13 protein-coding genes are annotated in these 18350 nt (G+C 61.3%); 8 read left to right on the forward strand and 5 right to left on the reverse strand.

The window, feature by feature from the left end:
- From rfbD to NUV89_RS07610, 3 genes are read right to left on the reverse strand one after another with little or no spacing between them, the layout of a single operon-like run.
- On the reverse strand, window positions 1–897 hold the full coding sequence (gene rfbD / locus NUV89_RS07600) for a dTDP-4-dehydrorhamnose reductase (RefSeq protein ID WP_257780826.1): 897 nt from the start codon (window positions 895–897) through the stop codon (window positions 1–3).
- A complete protein-coding gene (gene rfbB / locus NUV89_RS07605; protein ID WP_257780827.1) occupies window positions 894–1964 on the reverse strand; it encodes a dTDP-glucose 4,6-dehydratase in 1071 nt (356 codons plus the stop codon). The genes rfbD and rfbB overlap by 4 nt, the downstream gene beginning before the upstream one ends.
- A gap of 4 nt (window positions 1965–1968) precedes the next feature.
- A complete protein-coding gene (locus tag NUV89_RS07610) occupies window positions 1969–2946 on the reverse strand; it encodes a glycosyltransferase family 2 protein (RefSeq protein WP_257780828.1) in 978 nt (325 codons plus the stop codon).
- A gap of 955 nt (window positions 2947–3901) precedes the next feature.
- On the opposite strand from NUV89_RS07610, the gene NUV89_RS07615 reads away from it, so the two are divergent.
- The 4 genes from NUV89_RS07615 (at window position 3902) to NUV89_RS07630 (ending at window position 9078) form a co-directional block, all read left to right on the forward strand.
- A complete protein-coding gene (locus tag NUV89_RS07615) occupies window positions 3902–4693 on the forward strand; it encodes a CPBP family intramembrane glutamic endopeptidase (protein WP_257780829.1) in 792 nt (263 codons plus the stop codon).
- Window positions 4694–4766: 73 nt separating this feature from the next.
- Window positions 4767–6332, forward strand: a complete 1566-nt coding sequence (locus NUV89_RS07620; protein ID WP_257780830.1) for a PAS domain-containing methyl-accepting chemotaxis protein — start codon at window positions 4767–4769, stop codon at window positions 6330–6332.
- A gap of 1486 nt (window positions 6333–7818) precedes the next feature.
- Window positions 7819–8523: a methyl-accepting chemotaxis protein gene (locus tag NUV89_RS29900; RefSeq protein ID WP_374684463.1), complete on the forward strand. Its 705-nt coding sequence runs from the start codon at window positions 7819–7821 to the stop codon at window positions 8521–8523.
- Window positions 8524–8649: 126 nt separating this feature from the next.
- Window positions 8650–9078 carry a hypothetical protein gene (locus tag NUV89_RS07630; protein ID WP_257780832.1) on the forward strand — a complete coding sequence of 143 codons (429 nt, stop codon included), beginning with the start codon at window positions 8650–8652 and terminating at the stop codon, window positions 9076–9078.
- Here NUV89_RS07630 and NUV89_RS07635 read toward each other — a convergent pair.
- Together NUV89_RS07635 and cra are read right to left on the reverse strand one after the other, a co-directional pair.
- Window positions 9025–9801 carry a TatD family hydrolase gene (locus NUV89_RS07635; protein ID WP_257780833.1) on the reverse strand — a complete coding sequence of 259 codons (777 nt, stop codon included), beginning with the start codon at window positions 9799–9801 and terminating at the stop codon, window positions 9025–9027. The two genes, NUV89_RS07630 and NUV89_RS07635, sit on opposite strands and share 54 nt — an antisense overlap.
- A 2-nt stretch (window positions 9802–9803) precedes the next feature.
- Window positions 9804–10799 (reverse strand): catabolite repressor/activator, encoded by a 996-nt coding sequence (gene cra, locus NUV89_RS07640; RefSeq protein ID WP_257780834.1) that lies wholly within the window; start codon window positions 10797–10799, stop codon window positions 9804–9806.
- A gap of 293 nt (window positions 10800–11092) precedes the next feature.
- Here cra and ptsP point away from each other — a divergent pair, with 293 nt between their 5' ends.
- The 4 genes from ptsP (at window position 11093) to NUV89_RS07660 (ending at window position 18267) form a co-directional block, all read left to right on the forward strand.
- Window positions 11093–13951 carry a phosphoenolpyruvate--protein phosphotransferase gene (ptsP, locus tag NUV89_RS07645; RefSeq protein WP_257780835.1) on the forward strand — a complete coding sequence of 953 codons (2859 nt, stop codon included), beginning with the start codon at window positions 11093–11095 and terminating at the stop codon, window positions 13949–13951.
- Window positions 13952–14872 (forward strand): 1-phosphofructokinase, encoded by a 921-nt coding sequence (gene pfkB, locus NUV89_RS07650; RefSeq protein ID WP_257780836.1) that lies wholly within the window; start codon window positions 13952–13954, stop codon window positions 14870–14872.
- 11 nt (window positions 14873–14883) lie between these two features.
- Window positions 14884–16596 carry a PTS fructose-like transporter subunit IIB gene (locus tag NUV89_RS07655; protein WP_257780837.1) on the forward strand — a complete coding sequence of 571 codons (1713 nt, stop codon included), beginning with the start codon at window positions 14884–14886 and terminating at the stop codon, window positions 16594–16596.
- 129 nt (window positions 16597–16725) lie between these two features.
- Window positions 16726–18267 (forward strand): alkaline phosphatase, encoded by a 1542-nt coding sequence (locus NUV89_RS07660; RefSeq protein ID WP_257780838.1) that lies wholly within the window; start codon window positions 16726–16728, stop codon window positions 18265–18267.
- Window positions 18268–18350: the final 83 nt, after the last annotated feature.

Below are 18350 nucleotides of genomic sequence, written 5' to 3' on the forward strand. Positions count from 1 at the left end.
TCATTTCTCTAGTGTTTCAATAAGCATCCGTGCCACACCGTCTTGCCACTCCGGCAAGTGCAATGAGAAGGCGCTTTGCAGTTTTTGAGTATTAAGCCTTGAATTGGCCGGGCGCTTGGCCGGCGTGGGATAGGCCGCCGTCGCTATGGCGCCGACTGAAGCCGGACTCACTTGAAGCTGTACCCCCGCAGCGTGCGCTTGCTCAAGCACGAATCGCGCATAGCGATACCACGTGGTCTCACCGGCCGGCGCGAGGTGGTAGACCCCGCTCAGGTGCGGTTGCTGGCGAGTCGCACGTATGGCGTGGGCGGTGACATCCGCGAGCAGATCGGCGCCAGTCGGCGTACCGAACTGATCGTCAATCACATTCAGACTGTCGCGCTCGCGAGCAAGGCGCAGCATGGTCTTGGCGAAATTATTGCCGCGCGCGGCATACACCCAGCTAGTACGGAAGATCAGGTGCGAACAGCCAGATGACTGAATCGCTCGTTCACCTGCGAGCTTGGTCGAGCCATAGACACTCAGAGGGCCGACTGGATCGCTTTCCTGCCAAGGTGTCTCACCATCGCCGGCGAAAACGTAGTCCGTTGAGTAATGCACCAGCAAGGCATTCAGCTTCAGGGCCTCTGCGGCCAATACCGCCGGCGCTTCTGCGTTGACGCGCAGCGCCTGGTCCGGCTCGCTTTCGGCCTTGTCCACGGCGGTGTATGCAGCAGCGTTGACAATGACGTCAGGAGCAAACCGCCGCACAGTCGCAGCAAGCCCTTGCAAGTCGCTGAGGTCACCGCAGTAGTCCAGGCTCTTGGAATCCAACGCAAGTACTTGGCCCAACGGGGCCAGACTACGCTGTAACTCCCATCCTACTTGGCCATTCTTGCCAAGCAGAAGGATCTTCATACCGAACGCCCTGAATAGTTTTTCTCCACCCATTCGCGGTAAGAGCCCGACTGGATATTGCTGACCCACTGCTGATTGTTCAGGTACCACTCTACCGTCTTGCGAATACCCGTCTCGAAGGTTTCCGCCGGTTTCCAGCCCAACTCGCTCTCCAGCTTTCGCGCGTCAATGGCGTAGCGACGGTCATGCCCAGGGCGGTCGGTGACGTAAGCAATCTGTTCGCTGTATGGCTTGCCATCCGGGCGAGGACGCTGCTCATCAAGCAAGGTGCAGATGGTACGAACAATGTCCAGATTTGGCTTTTCGTTCCATCCCCCGACATTATAGACCTGACCGACGGTACCGGCTTCCAATACACGGCGAATGGCACTGCAATGGTCTTTCACGTACAGCCAGTCACGAATCTGCTGACCGTCGCCGTACACAGGCAGCGCCTTGCCCGCTAATGCATTGACAATCATTAACGGAATCAACTTTTCCGGAAAGTGGTAGGGACCATAGTTGTTGGAGCAATTGGTGGTCAGTACTGGCAAATCATAAGTGTGGTGGTAAGCACGCACCAGATGGTCGCTGGCTGCCTTGCTCGCTGAATAGGGACTATTGGGCTCGTACTGGTGGGCTTCAGTAAAGGCAGGATCGTTCTTGGACAAAGAGCCATACACTTCGTCTGTCGAAACATGCAGGAAACGAAAAGCCTGCTGAGCATCCACCGGCAAGTTTTTCCAATAGGCGCGCACCGCTTCCAGTAAGCGGAATGTGCCAACAACATTGGTCTCGATAAAATCTTCGGGGCCGTGGATGGAGCGGTCAACATGCGACTCGGCAGCAAAGTTCAGAATGGCCCGGGGTGCGTGCTCAGCGAGCAAACGTTCGACTAACTGCGTATCGGCGATATCGCCCTGTACGAACAGATGGCGTTTATCACCGTCAAGGGAACTGAGGTTCTCCAGATTGCCTGCGTACGTCAGCTTGTCGAGGTTAATGACCGGCTCTTGCGTCTGAGCCAACCAATCCAATACAAAATTCGCACCGATAAAGCCAGCACCGCCGGTTACCAAGATAGTCATTTATTCAGATCTTTTTCAGTAGTGTTGCGAGGATTAAACCAAGGTTGCCGAACAGGGTCTGTCGGTACAGACCGGCCAACCGCATTCCGAGTACCCGTCGAAATAGTGTTTGATTTCTTGCGTCCTTGAAGCGGGCAAGCATAGTACGCTGCTCTTCACCAAGACGATGCTGCATGGATTCGAGCGCATTAATATTCTGCTCATTCCACTCATAAAATCGCCCCTGGAAAACCATTCGCAGACGTACCAACCGGGCAGACCAGCCAGAATTGCTACCTATCAAGTTTTCACTGTGTTGCCGATAGCGCACTTTGGGCTCAAGGTCATAGTTGATGATCCCTCCTACACCCGAGACCAACTGATAGGCCCACCAGTCGTGAGCTGGAACATTGATATCAGCACCGGCCTCCCGGATAAGATCGCGGGTTGCCCGGTTGAAAACCATCGTATTGCCACCCGCGATACTTTGAACCAGTGCATTGGCGAAACTTGGCGGCAAACAGAACCGGGGGGAACCCCCTAGCAGCGCTCCTGATTCACTAATCAGTTGAGTACGACCGCAATAGAGGGCCGGAATATGCTGAGGAATGGTTTGCAGCCACGCGAGCGCCGCCTCGATTTTGTCTTCATTCCAGATATCGTCCTGATCTGACCACGCAAAAAAATCGGCGTCGATGTCATCACGAGCAGTCAACGATAGAAAATTGGCGGCGAAGCCCCTTTTGGGGCCGCGCACCACTCTAAGACGCTCTACACCCCAGCTATTGTTTCGATAGTCATCCAGAAGCGCCAAGGTTCCGTCTTGGGAGTCGTCATCTGAAACAACCACAACCCAGTTACCATGAGTTTGTCGCTCAAAGGAATCAAGCTGCTCGGCCAGAAAGGATTCGCCGTTGTACGTGCACATCAACACCGCGACTTTTGCTTTGCAAAAATCGTGTGAATGAAGAAGAGAGGCAACACGCGGAGCAAGAATAGACACGAAACTCCCTTCATGGCGGAAAATTCCGTAGGAAATACGGACGCAAATTGCACGAAATGGAGAAGTATACAGCTATCTTCTGCTGACACAATCCAGCGTTATAGGGTTGCCAGGATCCACCCACCTTCCCGGGGACCCGCACGCGCCACTTACCGACACTCGCTAGCAGAGCTATGCAACACAGAGCCAGCGCTTGAACAACAACACAAACCGGCAAGAGCTAATATTAAATGGCCACACCCAATCCCCCTCTCACCCCCTTACACAGCGCTCACCCCCTCAACATTCGTCATGGAACCATGTGAAACACTGAAACAAGACCGCCTGTTCCATTGATACCCCCCAAGCATCCAGAGGCAAACGAATGTCCTCGCACTGAAGCCGTTACGAGGGACATCTGCATCACTTAAAACTTGGAGTTTGACCAGCACGACCTGAACACACCACTGACACCACAGGGCAACTCGATATTTCGGAAGGCGATCCATCATAACCAAACCGATAAGGAAAACAGACCGCATCACACAAACCCCAAAGACCGCCAGCAAGTACAACGATCACTGCCACACCAAACGGAAAGTCGAATCTGCGAGATCCCTTTTTTGATATAAGGGTGAATACATCCAACTCCACCAAAAGTTCATTATATATATTTAAATATTTTAACAACCCCCTCGATAGCGACCAAGCACACCCTCTGTTGAAACGCGCTAGAACAGCCACTCCTTCAGACAGTGCACATCTATCAAAAAAAGGAATAAACCCGAGCGAGCCGTTATAGGACGTCCGAACGGAGCCTTAATTTATCCAACCGGGTGATTTCGAGTACTCCATGCCGCGACAGCAACCCTAACGAGCTCTCTGAGGCATAAGTGTCCGCTGCGTGGAGGAGTTTTCATGTGTTGCCTGTAGGACGCTCGCTATAATGCCGCCCAGATTTTTCCAAGGATTCCCCATGCTCGCACTGCCCTGGCTGTACCTGGCGCTTCTTTCAATTGGCTACGTACTGGCCCTGATCTATGGGCAATTGGGCCTACTCGCCGGCATCTCGGTGGCCCTGTTGTTGCTGGCCGGGTATGCCGTGCGCCAGCAGCACACCCCCTGGGCGCGCTACCTGGGCCACGGCTTGTTTATCGTGCTGGCCCTGGGCCTGGCGATGCACTGGCTACCGGGTTTCTACAATGGACGCGGGATTGCCCCGCAACGGTTCACCGCCGACGCGGTGCCCTTCTCGATGTACCTCAATCAGGACAAACCGCTGATCGGCTTCTGGCTGCTGCTGGCCTGCCCGTGGATCGTGGCGCGCCGTTCGTTGCGCCTGTCGATCTGCGTCACCGCGCTGGCCTTGACCTTGACCGCCGTGGCCGCGCTGGGTGGTGCCGCGTTGCTGGGCATCATCAGTTGGGCACCTAAATGGCCGGAACAAGCGTGGCTGTGGGTGTTGAACAATCTGCTGCTGGTCACCCTGGTGGAAGAAGCCCTGTTCCGTGGCTACGTCCAGGGTGGGCTGAGCCAGCGGTTCAAACAGCTGCCCTACGGTGACAATCTCGCGCTGCTGCTGGCCTCGCTGCTCTTCGGCCTGGTGCACCTGGGCGCGGGTTGGCAGTGGGTGCTGCTGGCGAGCATCGCCGGGGTCGGTTATGGCCTGGCGTATCGCTTCGGCGGCTTGGGCGCGGCGGTTGCCACGCACTTTGGCTTGAATCTGCTTCACTTCGGCTTGTTTACGTACCCGATGCTGGCCGGTTGATTGTTGCAAAAATAAGTTAAATAAACCCCTGCCCGTGCCGATAACCCCTGAAAGCCTTGCGGATTGAACAATCATGCGTAATAACCAACCCGTTACCCAGCGCGAACGTACCTTCCCCGCTCAGCAACGGTTGATCTCCACCACGGATGCCAAGGGTGTAATCACTTACTGCAACGACGCGTTTGTCGAAATCAGTGGGTTCACCCGCGAAGAACTGCTGCGCGCGCCCCATAACCTGGTGCGTCACCCGGATGTTCCGGGAGCGGTGTTTGCGCATATGTGGACCACGCTCAAACAAGGCTTGCCATGGATGGGCATTGTCAAGAATCGCTGCAAGACCGGTGACCACTACTGGGTTAACGCCTATGTGACGCCGGTCTTCGAGGGCAACCAGGTGGTCGGCTACGAATCGGTGCGCATCAAGCCCACCGCCGAGCAGATCCGCCGTGCCGAAGCGCTCTACCAACGCATCAACCAGGGCAAGTCGGCGATCCCGCAGAAAGACAAGTGGCTGCCGGTGTTGCAAGACTGGCTGCCGTTTATCCTGGTGAGCCAGTTGAGCTTTATGATCGGCGCGTCGCTCAACTCCCACTGGGGCTTCGCCCTGGCGGCGGGGTTGTCGGTGCCACTGGGCCTGCTGGGCCTGAGCTGGCAACAGCGCGGCCTCAAGCGTTTGCTGCGCCTGGCCGAGCAGACCACCTCCGACCCGTTGATTGCGCAGATGTACACCGACAGCCGTGGCGCCCAGGCGCGCCTGGAGATGTCGATCCTCAGCCAGGAGGCGCGTCTGAAGACCTGCCTGACGCGCTTGCAGGACACCGCCGAGCACCTCAACGACCAGGCGGCGCAGTCCAACACCCTGGCGCACAACAGCTCCAGCGGCCTGGAACGCCAGCGCGTGGAAACCGAACAGGTGGCCACCGCCGTCAACCAGATGGCCGCGACCACCCAAGAAGTCGCCAGCCATGTACAGCGCACGGCCGATGCGACCCAGGAAGCCAACCGCCTGACCGGCCGCGGCCGCGATATCGCCGGGGAAACCCGCGAGGCGATTCAGCGCCTGTCGGCGGCCGTTGGCGAGACGGGTGTGACCGTTACCCAATTGGCCAAGGACAGCGATGAAATCGGCGGCGTGGTCGATGTGATCAAAGGCATCGCCGACCAGACCAACCTGCTGGCGCTCAACGCCGCCATCGAAGCGGCGCGTGCCGGTGAGATGGGCCGTGGTTTTGCCGTGGTGGCCGACGAAGTGCGCCAACTGGCCCAACGGACGGCTGAGTCCACCGGGCAGATCCACGCCCTGATCGCCAAGCTGCAGCAAACCGCTGCCGCTGCCGTACAGACCATGGACGCCGGGCATCGCCAGGCCGAAGAAGGTGTCGCGCGGGTGATGGAGGCGGACCAGGCGTTGGTGGGGATCAGTGAAGCGGTGGCGCATATCACCGACATGACCACGCAGATCGCCGCGGCGACCGAAGAGCAAAGCTCGGTGGCTGAAGAGATCAGCCGCAATATCAGCACGATTGCGCTGTTGGCGGACCAGACGTCGGAACAGGCGTTGAATTCGGCGCAGTTGAGTGAAGAGCTGACGCATACCGCCAATACCCAGTATTCGCTGGTGGAGCGGTTTAACCGTTAGACCGCTTTCGCGAGCAAGCCCGCTCCCACATTGGTTTTGTGGAGTCCCGGCGGTCGTTAACCTTACGTTACAAAACTCCCTTTCAAATTGAGCTATATAGGTGGTGGCGTTCTGCCGCTGCCCTGCGCCTCAATAAAAATAAAAGAAAGGGAGTTCACCTGTGAAGAGCTTGCTCTATCCCGCCGTCGCGCTGATGAATCGCTTGAGCTTCGGCATGAAATTCAGCCTGATCAGCGTGTTATTCCTGCTGCCGATGCTGGCCACCAACTATTACCTCGTGCGCGATTCCTGGCGCGAATTCCAGGGCACGCGCATCGAATTGCAAAGCCTGGATTTACTCGGCAGCAGCCTGGCCCTGCGCCGCGACCTCGAAACCCTGAACAACCAGGTGCAGATCAACGCGACCCTTGGCCAATCCGGCAAGGCCGGTGACCTGGAGGGCAAGATCAGCGCCTTGGAACAGAGTGTGCTGAGCCGCCTGCAAAGCCTCACTGCGATGGCCACCGACCCCGAGCAAATCGCTGCTTTTGACGCCAAGCGCGATGAGTTGATCGCCGCCTTCAAGGCCCAGCAACAAGAAACCTCGCTGTTGAGCAAAAGTGCGCTGATCGGCAAGTTGCTCAACAAGGCGCACATGCTCAGCCAGGTGATTGCCAGCCAATCCGGCCTGAGCCGTGACCCTCAGGGCGATTTGCGCCAACTCACCGAGCTGATTACCAGCATCACCCCGCAAGTCACCCAGACCCTCGGCGAAGGCCGGGCGATGGGCGCGTATTCCCTGGGCCAGGGTTTTCTCAACTCATCCTCCAGCACGCGCTTTGACGAACTCCTCCAGCAGCTGGAAAAACTCCACGGCGAATACGCCCTGAAACTGCAGGATGCCCTGGGCGCGAGCAAGCCCGCCCACGCCGCGCTCGATGGCCTGGCCAAGGCGAGCAATGCGAGCCTCAAGCAAGGCAGCGAGCTGTTTGAAGAACAGGTGGTCATGGCCGAAACCCTCGACGCGCCTTGGCAAGGCTTCTACGACCACGTCAGCCAACTGATGGCCCAGACCTACCAACTCGACGAGGCGACCCTGACCTTCCTCGGGCAGCAGTTGGAGCTGCGGCTGGCGCAAAACCGCACGCACATGGTCGGGCTGGTCTGCGCCCTCTCGGCGGTGTTTTTGCTGATCTTCTATCTGTACGCAGGCTTCTACGCCTCGACACGCACCACCCTGCGCCGCCTGGGCGCGATGATGGACAAGGTTGCGGCGGGCGATATGACGGTCACCTTCGTTGCCCATAGCCGCGATGAGCTGGGCGAGTTGGGCCAGGTGTTCAACGGCACCGTGGCGAAAATCCATGACCTGATCGAACGCGTCGGCCACACCGTCAGCCAGGTCGAACTCCAGGCCGGCCAGGTGGAAACGGTATCGGCCCGGAGCAATCACGCGGTGTCCGGCCAGCGCAGCCAGATCGAACAGGTGGCGACGGCGATGAACCAGATGTCGTCCACCGCCCAGGAAGTGGCGCGCAGCGCGGCGGCGGCGGTCAGCAGCGCCCACAGCGTCAACGATGAAACCGTCAGCGGGCGCAGCCTGGTGCAATCCCAGCAGGGCAGCATCGCGCGGCTCGCCTCGGAGATCGACCAGTCGGTGCGGGTCATCAACCAATTGGCCACCGACAGCCAGTCCATCAGCAGCGTGTTGGAAGTGATCAAAAGCATTGCCGAGCAAACCAATCTATTGGCGCTGAATGCCGCCATCGAGGCCGCACGCGCCGGTGAGCAGGGGCGGGGCTTTGCAGTGGTGGCCGACGAGGTGCGCACCCTGGCCCGGCGCACGCAACATTCCACCGAAGAAATCGAGCAGATGATTAGCCGCTTGCACAACGGTGTGGCGGCGGCGGTGAAGGCCATGGGCAGCAGCCATGAAATGGCGAATGGCACGGTGGGGCAGTCGGAAAAAGTCCAGCAGGCCCTGGAAAACATCCTCGGTGCCGTAGGCATGATCGTCGATCAGAACCAGCAGATTGCCGCCGCCGTGGAGCAGCAAACGGCGGTCGCCCACGATATCGACCAGAACATCGTCGAAATCAATCGTGCCGGTGAGCATGCGGCCCAGGGCGCCCATCAGACCGAGGCGGCCAGCCGGCAGCTGTCGCTGCAGGTGATTGAGTTGAAGCAACTGATCGGCGCCTTTCGGGTGTAGGAGGAGAGGGTAGGATTAAGCGTTCAATGGCGTGGCGTTTGTCCTGATTTTGCTGCGGATCTTTTATTGCCAACGGAATAGGTGAGAATTTGTTTCACCTAATCACGGTCTCCAGGGGACTCGGCGATGACCGCAGTAATCGGCATTCGGGGGCATTGCGCCCAATGCGATATGACGTTTGAACTCAAGCCCTGGCAGTTGAATGCCATCGCCATCGACGAACCTTTTGAATGCACGTATTGCCAGGCGTGTCTCAAGCTCGGCAGCCATAAACAGCTGTGTCAGTTTCGCGCCTTGAACCAGTGGGCGTTGGTGCGCCCGAGCATGATAATCCTGACCTGCGCGGCTTTGCTGGTGGCGCTGGTGGCCGAGTGGGTGGGGCTGATAAGCGTGATCGGGCAGTTCAATATCTCGCTGGTGACGGTGCTGATTCATTTCCTGGTATTGCGTTATGCCCGCTACCGGCAACGCATGACCCTCAACCTGCACAGCGTCAGCCGGCTACCAATCGAACAACTCGCACGCATTGCGTGTACTCGCCTGCGCGAGCAATAACGGTTCGATGCCCATGCGCGCGGCCAGGGCGCGGCAAATGTCCGGCAGGTGCTGCGGGCTGTTGCGCTGGCCGGGGTACATGGCCGGCGCCATGTCCGGCGAGTCGGTCTCCAGCACCACGCTGTCCAGCGGCAACTGCGCCAGCACCTTGTGCATGCGCAACGCCTGGGGCCAGGTGGCTGCGCCGCCCAGGCCGAGCTTGAAACCCAGCTTGATGTACTCGCGCGCTTCTTCCCTGCTGCCGGCGAAGGCATGGATGATGCCGCCCCGTGGCAGGCGGATGCGCTTGAGGGTGGCGATCACGGCCGCGTGGCTGCGGCGTACGTGCAGCAGCGCGGGCAGTTGGAAGTCCACCGCCAGTTTCAGCTGGGCGTCAAACAGGCTTTGCTGGCGCTCGCGGTCCAGGTGTTCGAGAAAGTAATCCAGGCCGATTTCACCCACGGCACACAGTTGCCGATGGCCGTGCAGGCGGGTCAGCCAATCCCCCAGTTCCACCAGGTCGGCGGGGCGATGGTCATCGAGATACACCGGGTGCAGGCCGAAGGCTGCGAACAAACCTTCATCCGCCTGCACCAAATCCCACAAGCGTTGCCAGTTCTGCTGATACACCCCCAGCACCACCATGCGCCGCACGCCGAGTGCGCGGCTGTGGGCGAGGACTTCGCGGCGGTCGCTGTCGAAGTCCGCGAAGTCCAGGTGGGTGTGGGTGTCGATCAGCTCCACGTTCAGGCCTCGCGGATACGCTGCTTGAAGGTCCGGCCGATGGCGTGCACGCCGGGCTGGTAGTGCTGTTCTTCGATGGCCGCCAGGGCCAGCTTCAGCGCGGTGTCGGCGATCAACTGATGTTGCTGGGCCATGGCGTTGACCGGCAGCGGCAGGAAATCCAGCAACTGGGTGTCACCAAACGTGCCCAGGCGCAGGGCGCGCGACTTCAGCGGGAAGTCATGCAGCGCATCAAACACGCCTTGCAGCAGCACGTAGGACGTGGTCACCAGCGCGTCAGGCAAATGCCCCAGGCGTTGCAGCAGTTGCTCCATCAACTGTCGGCCACAGTCACGGCTGAACGACTCGCCCTGTTCGACGATCACCTCACCACTGAACCCCTGCAGCGCTTCACGGAAACCCGTCGCGCGCTCCTGGCTGATGCTCAGCTCCGGCCGTGCGCCGATCAGCACGATCTGCTTGGGCAGCGGTTGCAGCAGGCTGCTGGTCAGTTGCTGGCAGGCCTGGCGGTCGTCGCTGACCACCGAGCAGAACTGCGCGGTTTCCATTACCCGGTCGATGGCAATGATCGGCAGGCCCTTGGCTTGCAGTTCGCGGTAGCTGTCGTCGCTGGCCGGCAGGCAACTGGCGACAAACAGCGCATCACAGCGCCGCGCACGAAACAGTTGCAGCAACTGGCGCTCGCTGGTGGCGTCATCGTCGGAGCTGGCGATCAGCAACTGATAGCCGCGTGCCCGGGCGCCTTGTTCCAACAGCTTGGCGATACGTGCGTAACTGGGGTTTTCCAGGTCGGGCAGGATAAAACCCAAGGTGCGCGTGTGCCGGCTGCGCAGCCCGGCGGCCTGAGGGTTGGGTGTGAAGCCATGGGCTTCAACCACGGCACGCACCCGTTCGACGGTGGCGTTGCTGATCCGTTGTTGTTCGGCCTTGCCATTGATGACGTAGCTGGCGGTGGTCACGGACACACCGGCCAGGCGTGCAATATCACTGAGTTTCAAACCGGGATTTCCTTGTTTTTTGGAGCTTGCCCCGACATTTTGTCCAATCGTAACCGATTACTGCATACAACCAATGTCCAGGCTCAAGTGCCGAGTGGTCCTTCAAGGATGCTCAATTAACGCGTAATCTGCCATAAATTCTAGATTAAACGTTTCAGCAGGCGTATTTTTACGATCTTCGCTACTGAGTGACCACTGCCAATTGACTACTCAGTCAGCTATTACGAGACGCCATTACACTGTTTATTCAAAACAATACCTAGTGCGCCCATCGCACTAACTAGGAGAACGGCATGCTTGAGCTCACCCACGAGCAGATTTCCATGGGCCAGGTGGCTGTGGATAAGTCTGCTGCCTTGCACCTGCTCGCTGAAAAACTGGTGGCCGACGGCCTGGTCGCCGAGGGTTACCTCAGCGGTTTGCAAGCCCGTGAAGCCCAAGGCTCGACCTTTCTCGGCCAAGGTATTGCGATCCCCCACGGCACCCCCGAAACCCGCGACCAGGTGTTTGCCACCGGCGTGCGCCTGCTGCAGTTCCCTGAAGGGGTGGACTGGGGCGACGGCCAGATCGTCTACCTGGCAATTGGCATTGCCGCCAAATCCGATGAACACCTGCGCCTGCTGCAGCTGCTGACCCGCGCCCTCGGTGAGACCGACCTCGGCCAGGCACTGCGCCGCGCCGGCAGTGCCGAAGCCTTGCTCAAACTGCTGCAAGGCGCGCCCCAGGAACTGGCGCTGGACGCACAGATGATTAGCCTGGGCGTGTCGGCCGATGATTTTGAAGAGCTGGTGTGGCGCGGCGCGCGTCTGTTGCGCCAGGCCGACTGTGTGAGCAACGGTTTCGCCGCCGTGTTGCAGCAGGTCGATGCGCTGCCCCTGGGCGATGGCCTGTGGTGGCTGCACAGCGAGCAAACGGTCAAGCGCCCGGGCCTGGCGTTTGTCACCCCGGACAAACCCATGCGCTACCTCGGCCAGCCGCTCAACGGCCTGTTCTGCCTGGCCAGCCTTGGCGAAGCCCACCAAACCTTGCTGGAGCGCCTGTGCGCCTTGCTGATCGAAGGCCGTGGCCAGGAACTGGGCCGCGCCACCAGCAGCCGCGCGGTGCTCGAAGTGCTCGGCGGCGAACTGCCGCCCGACTGGCCCAGCGCGCGTATCACCCTGGCCAACGCCCACGGCCTGCACGCGCGGCCGGCGAAGATCCTCGCGCAATTGGCAAAAAGTTTTGACGGCGATTTGCGCGTACGCATCGTCGATGGCCCGGTGGGCGCGGTCTCGGTGAAGAGCTTGAGCAAACTGCTGAGCCTCGGCGCCCGCCGGGGCCAGGTGCTGGAATTTGTCGCCGAACCGACGATTGCCGGCGATGCATTGCCAGCGCTGTTGACCGCCGTAAAAGAAGGCCTCGGTGAAGAGATTGAGCCGCTGCCCACCGTCAGTGCGCAACCGGCCACGGTCGACATCGAACCGCAAATCAGCGCGCCGCTCAGCGGCAGCCAGCTCCAGGCCATCGCCGCCGCGCCGGGCATCGCCATCGGCCCGGCACATATCCAGATCCAACAGGTGTTCGACTACCCGCTGCGCGGCGAGTCCTCGGCCATCGAGCGCCAACGCCTGCAAGCCGCCCTGGCCGATGTGCGCCGTGATATCCAGGGCCTGATCGAACGCAGCCAGGCCAAGGCGATCCGCGAGATTTTCATCACCCACCAGGAAATGCTCGACGACCCGGAACTCAGCGACGAAGTCGACACCCGTCTCAAACAAGGCGAAAGCGCCGAAGCCGCGTGGATGAGCGTGATCGAAGCCGCCGCCAAGCAGCAGGAATCGTTGCAGGACGCCTTGCTCGCCGAGCGCGCCGCCGACCTGCGGGACATTGGCCGCCGTGTGCTGGCGCAACTGTGCGGCGTCGAAAGCGCCCGCGAGCCGAGCGAGCCGTACATCCTGGTGATGGACGAAGTCGGCCCGTCCGACGTGGCACGCCTTGATCCGGCCCGCGTCGCCGGCATCCTCACCGCCCGTGGCGGCGCGACGGCCCACAGCGCCATCGTCGCCCGTGCCCTCGGCATTCCGGCGCTGGTGGGCGCCGGCCCCGCTGTGTTGCTGCTGGCCTCCGGCACGCCCTTGCTGCTGGACGGCCAGCGCGGCCGCCTGCATGTGGACGCCGACGCTGCCACCCTGCAACGGGCCACCGTCGAGCGCGACACCCGCGAACAACGCCTGCAAGCCGCCTCGGCCCAGCGTCATGAACCGGCGTTGACCCGTGACGGTCACGCCGTGGAAGTGTTCGCCAATATCGGCGAAAGCGCGGGTGTGGCCAGCGCGGTGGAGCAGGGCGCCGAAGGCATTGGTTTGCTGCGCACCGAACTGATTTTCATGGCCCACCCGCAAGCGCCGGACGAAGCCACCCAGGAAGCCGAATACCGCCGCGTCCTCGATGGCCTCGGCGGGCGTCCGCTGGTGGTGCGCACCCTTGATGTGGGCGGCGACAAACCGTTGCCGTATTGGCCGATTGCCCAGGAAGAAAACCCCTTCCTCGGCGTGCGCGGCATTCGCCTGACCTTGCAGCGCCCGCAGATCATGGAAGCGCAATTGCGCGCGCTGCTGCGCTCGGCCGACAACCGCCCGCTGCGCATCATGTTCCCCATGGTCGGCAGCGTCGATGAATGGCGCGCCGCCCGCGACATGACCGAGCGCCTGCGCCTGGAAATTCCGGTGGCCGACCTGCAACTGGGGATCATGATCGAAGTGCCATCCGCCGCCTTGCTCGCCCCGGTGCTGGCCAAGGAAGTGGACTTCTTCAGCGTCGGCACCAACGACCTGACCCAATACACCCTGGCCATCGACCGTGGCCACCCGACCTTGTCCGCCCAGGCCGATGGCCTGCACCCGGCAGTGTTGCAACTGATCGACATCACCGTGCGCGCGGCCCATGCCCATGGCAAATGGGTCGGGGTGTGCGGCGAGCTGGCGGCGGACCCGCTGGCCGTGCCGGTGCTGATCGGCCTGGGTGTGGATGAGTTGAGCGTGTCGGCCCGCAGCATTCCCGAAGTGAAGGCGCGGGTGCGTGAATTCAGTCTGAGCGAGGCCCAGGGCCTGGCGCAAAAAGCACTCGCGGTGGGCTCGCCCGCCGAAGTGCGTGCCCTTGTGGAGGCCGTGTAAATGGCAAGGATTCTGACCCTGACGCTGAACCCGGCGTTGGACCTGACGGTGCGCCTGGCGCGCCTGGAACCGGGCGAAGTCAATCGCAGTGACAACGTGCTGACCCACGCCGCCGGCAAGGGCGTTAACGTGGCGCAGGTGTTGGCCGACCTGGGGCATCTGGTGAGCGTGGGCGGTTTTCTCGGCGAGGAAAACCCCCAGGCGTTCAACGCCCTGATCGCCCGTCGTGGTTTTGGCGACGCGTTTATTCGCGTGGCGGGTGAAACCCGCAGCAATATCAAGATCGCCGAACAGGACGGCCGGGTCACCGACATCAACGCGCCGGGGCCGTTTGTCGATGAGCACGCGCAAAAGCAACTGCTGAAGATGGTCGACATCATCGGCCCTGAATTCGATGCGGTGGTCGTAGCCGGCAGTTTGCCGCGCGGTGTCAGCCCGCAGTGGTTCCAGGGCTTGTTGGAAACCCTGAAAAACCTCGGTTTGAAAGTCGTCCTCGACACCAGCGGCGAAGCATTGCGTGCCGGTTTGCAGGCAGGCCCGTGGTTGGTCAAACCCAACACCGAGGAACTGGCCGAGGCCCTGGGCAATGCCAGCGATGCCGTCAGCCAATTGCACCAATTGGGCGTGGAACATGTGGTGGTGTCCGACGGCGCTGCCGGCGTGAACTGGTACCGCCCCGGCGCCGCGCTGCATGCCACGCCGCCAGAGGTCACGGTGGCCAGCACGGTGGGCGCGGGCGACTCGCTGCTCGCCGGCATGCTCCACGGTTTGCTCAGTGGCGATACCCCCGAGCAGACCCTGCGCCGCGCCACGGCGATTGCCGCGATGGCGGTGACGCAGATCGGTTTTGGCATCAGCGATGACGCGCAGTTGGCGCGCCTCGAAAGCGGCGTCGATGTACGCACGCTGACCGAACAATAAGAGGGTTTGTGATGAAGTTAGCCATTGTTACTGCCTGCCCGAACGGCATGGTCACCAGTGTGCTGTGCGCCCGCTTGCTGGACGCCGCCGCGCAACGCCAGGGCTGGAGCACCAGCGTCGAAGTGGTCGACGTGCAGCGCCCGGAACGCCAGTTGTCCCAAGGGATCATCGACGACGCCGAGTGGGTGTTGCTGGTCAGCAGCACGCCGGTGGACATGCAGCGGTTTGTCGGCAAGCGCGTGTTCCAGAGCACGCCAGCGCAGGCGCTGGCAGATGTCGAAGCGGTGTTGCGTCGTGGCGCCGAAGAGGCAGCGGTGTATGTCGCCCCTGAAGGCGCTGCCAAGAGCGCGCCGCGTATCGTGGCCGTCACGGCTTGCCCAACTGGCGTGGCCCACACCTTCATGGCCGCCGAAGCCTTGCAGCAGACCGCCAAGCGCCTGGGCTACGACTTGCAGGTCGAGACCCAGGGCTCGGTCGGCGCGCGTACGCCGCTGAGCCCGCAAGCCATCGCCGATGCCGACGTGGTGTTGCTGGCGGCGGATATCGAAGTCGCCACCGAGCGTTTCGCCGGCAAGAAGATCTACCGTTGCGGCACCGGCATTGCCCTCAAGCAAGCCGAGGCGACCCTCAACAAGGCCCTGGCCGAAGGCGCGGTGGAAAGCACCGGCAGCGCGGCGGTGGCCAAGGCGGAAAAGACCGGCGTGTACAAACACCTGCTCACGGGTGTGTCGTTCATGCTGCCGATGGTGGTGGCGGGCGGGTTGTTGATTGCGTTGTCGTTTATGTTCGGCATCACTGCGTTTGAAGAGAAAGGCACCCTCGCGGCCGCGTTGAAAACCGTGGGCGATCATGCGTTCACCTTGATGGTGCCGTTGCTGGCAGGCTACGTCGCCTACTCGATCGCCGACCGTCCGGCCCTGGCCCCCGGCATGATCGGCGGGCTGCTGGCGACGACGTTGGGCGCGGGCTTTATCGGCGGGCTGTTCGCCGGGTTCCTGGCGGGCTACTGCGTCAAGCTGATAACCCGTGCGATCCCCTTGCCGCAAAGCCTGGATGCGCTGAAACCGATCCTGATTATCCCGTTGCTGGCGAGCCTGGTCACTGGGCTGGCGATGATCTACCTGATCGGGCCTCCGGTGGCGCGCATGCTGGCGGGCCTGACGGAATACCTCAATTCCATGGGCACGACCAACGCGGTGCTGTTGGGCATCCTGTTGGGCGGCATGATGTGCGTCGATCTGGGTGGGCCGATCAACAAGGCGGCGTATGCGTTCTCCGTCGGCATGTTGGCGGCGCACAGCGGTGGCCCGATTGCGGCGACCATGGCGGCCGGCATGGTGCCACCGATTGGCATGGGCATCGCCACCTTCCTCGCACGGCGCAAGTTTGCGCAGACGGAGCGCGAGGCGGGCAAGGCCGCGATCATTCTGGGGATGGTGTTTATCTCCGAAGGTGCGATTCCCTTTGCCGCCAAGGACCCGCTGCGCGTGATCCCGTCCAGCATCGCCGGCGGCGCGTTGGCCGGTGCCTTGTCGATGTACTTCGGTTGCAAACTGGCGGCGCCCCACGGTGGCCTGGCGGTGCTGGTCATTCCGAATGCGATGAACCATGCGTTGCTGTATTTGCTGGCGATTGTCGCCGGTAGCGTGCTGACAGGGTTGGTGTACGCAGTGATAAAGCGCCCGGAAGTGGTCGAACTGTCGGTTGCCCCCGCCAAGGCTTGACTTGGAATGCAGTCAAAAACTGTGGGAGCAGGCAAGCCAGCTCCCACAGTTTGATCTTCATTGGTCGCAAGATTAGTGTCATCTGTCCGTGGTTAAGTTGTCCTTTTGATCCTCAAGAGGGCACCTCGCATGAGCCACTTCGATCTCGGCCGTCGCCGTGTGATGCAAGCCGTCGGCGCCGGGCTGTTGCTGCCGGGTCTGGCGCCGGCGGTGATTGCTTCGGTCAAGGACCGCCCGCAACTCACCGATGGCGTGCAGTCCGGCGACTTGCTCGGCGACCGCGCGATGATCTGGAGCCGCAGCGACCGCCCCGCCCGCATGGTGGTGGAGTGGGACACCCGCAGCACGTTCAGCAACCCGCGCAAGTTCATCTCACCCCTGGCCGACAACCGCACGGACTTCACCGCCCGCGTCGAACTCACCGGCCTGCCCGCCGACCAGGCGATTTTCTACCGTGTGCACTTCGAAGACGCCCAGACCGGCGTCGCCAGCGAGCCCTGGTTCGGCCACCTGCGCAGCGTGCCGCAACTGCGCCGCGACATCCGTTTTGTGTGGAGCGGCGACACCGTCGGCCAGGGCTTCGGCATCAACCCGGACATCGGCGGCATGCGCATCTACGAAGCCATGCGCCTGCGCCTGCCGGACTTCTTTATCCACAGCGGCGACACCATCTACGCCGACGGCCCGGTGCCCGCGCAACTGGTCACCGAAGGCGGGCGCGTGTGGCGCAATATCACCACTGAAGCCAAGAGCAAAGTCGCGCAAACCCTCGATGAATATCGCGGCAACTACCGCTACAACCTGTTGGATGAAAACGTGCGCCGCTTCAATGCCGAAGTGCCGCAGATCTGGCAGTGGGACGATCACGAAGTGGTCAACAACTGGTCGCCGAGCAAGCAGCTCGATGAGCGTTACCAGACCAAGGACATCAACACCCTGGTCGGCCGTGCGCGCCAGGCCTGGCTGGAATATTCCCCGATGCGCCGCCAGGCCGCCGACGGTGGCGGGCGGATCTATCGCAAGCTCAGCTACGGTCCGTTGCTGGATGTGTTTGTGCTGGATATGCGCAGTTATCGCGGGCCCAACGATGACAACCTGGGCGGCGAAAAAGCCTTCCTCGGCCGTGAGCAGTTGGACTGGCTCAAGCGTGAGCTCAAGGGCTCGCAGGCGCAGTGGAAAGTGATTGCCGCCGATATGCCCATCGGCCTTGGCGTGCCAGATGGCGAGGTGAGCCCCGGCGTGCCGCGTTGGGAGGCGATTGCCAACAATGACCCGGGCGCGCCCCAGGGGCGTGAGTTGGAGATTGCCGAACTGCTGGGGTTTCTGCGGGCGCAGAAGGTGCGCAACCATGTGTGGCTGACTGCCGATGTGCACTACTGCGCGGCGCATCATTACCACCCGGATCGGGCGGCGTTCCAGGATTTCGAGCCGTTCTGGGAGTTTGTCGCGGGGCCTTTGAATGCGGGGAGTTTCGGGCCGAATCCGCTGGATAAGACGTTTGGGCCTGAGGTGGTGTTCGAGAAGGCGCCGCCGGCGCAGAACACTTCGCCGTTTGCGGGTTTCCAGTTTTTTGGTGAGGTGCAGATTGATGGGCAGACGGCGGAGTTGACGGTGGTGTTGCGGGATTTGGATGGCGTGTCGGTGTTCCAGCAAAAACTCCAACCTGTCTGACTTGGAATGCAATTAAAACTGTGGGAGCGGGCTTGCTCGCGAATGCGGTGGATCAGCCAGCACATGCTGTGAATGACACCTGC

This window comes from Pseudomonas sp. 18.1.10 (assembly GCF_024655625.1).
Taxonomy (GTDB): domain Bacteria; phylum Pseudomonadota; class Gammaproteobacteria; order Pseudomonadales; family Pseudomonadaceae; genus Aquipseudomonas.

Excerpts from the sequence above, each read along its gene's own strand:
- rfbD (WP_257780826.1), bottom strand. The coding sequence starts at position 897 with ATGAAGATCCTTCTGCTTGGCAAGAATGGCCAAGTAGGATGGGAGTTA.
- pfkB (WP_257780836.1), top strand. The coding sequence starts at position 13,952 with ATGGCAAGGATTCTGACCCTGACGCTGAACCCGGCGTTGGACCTGACG.
- rfbB (WP_257780827.1), bottom strand. The coding sequence starts at position 1,964 with ATGACTATCTTGGTAACCGGCGGTGCTGGCTTTATCGGTGCGAATTTT.
- NUV89_RS07620 (WP_257780830.1), top strand. The coding sequence starts at position 4,767 with ATGCGTAATAACCAACCCGTTACCCAGCGCGAACGTACCTTCCCCGCT.
- NUV89_RS07660 (WP_257780838.1), top strand. The coding sequence starts at position 16,726 with ATGAGCCACTTCGATCTCGGCCGTCGCCGTGTGATGCAAGCCGTCGGC.
- ptsP (WP_257780835.1), top strand. The coding sequence starts at position 11,093 with ATGCTTGAGCTCACCCACGAGCAGATTTCCATGGGCCAGGTGGCTGTG.
- NUV89_RS07655 (WP_257780837.1), top strand. The coding sequence starts at position 14,884 with ATGAAGTTAGCCATTGTTACTGCCTGCCCGAACGGCATGGTCACCAGT.
- NUV89_RS29900 (WP_374684463.1), top strand. The coding sequence starts at position 7,819 with ATGTCGTCCACCGCCCAGGAAGTGGCGCGCAGCGCGGCGGCGGCGGTC.
- NUV89_RS07630 (WP_257780832.1), top strand. The coding sequence starts at position 8,650 with ATGACCGCAGTAATCGGCATTCGGGGGCATTGCGCCCAATGCGATATG.
- NUV89_RS07615 (WP_257780829.1), top strand. The coding sequence starts at position 3,902 with ATGCTCGCACTGCCCTGGCTGTACCTGGCGCTTCTTTCAATTGGCTAC.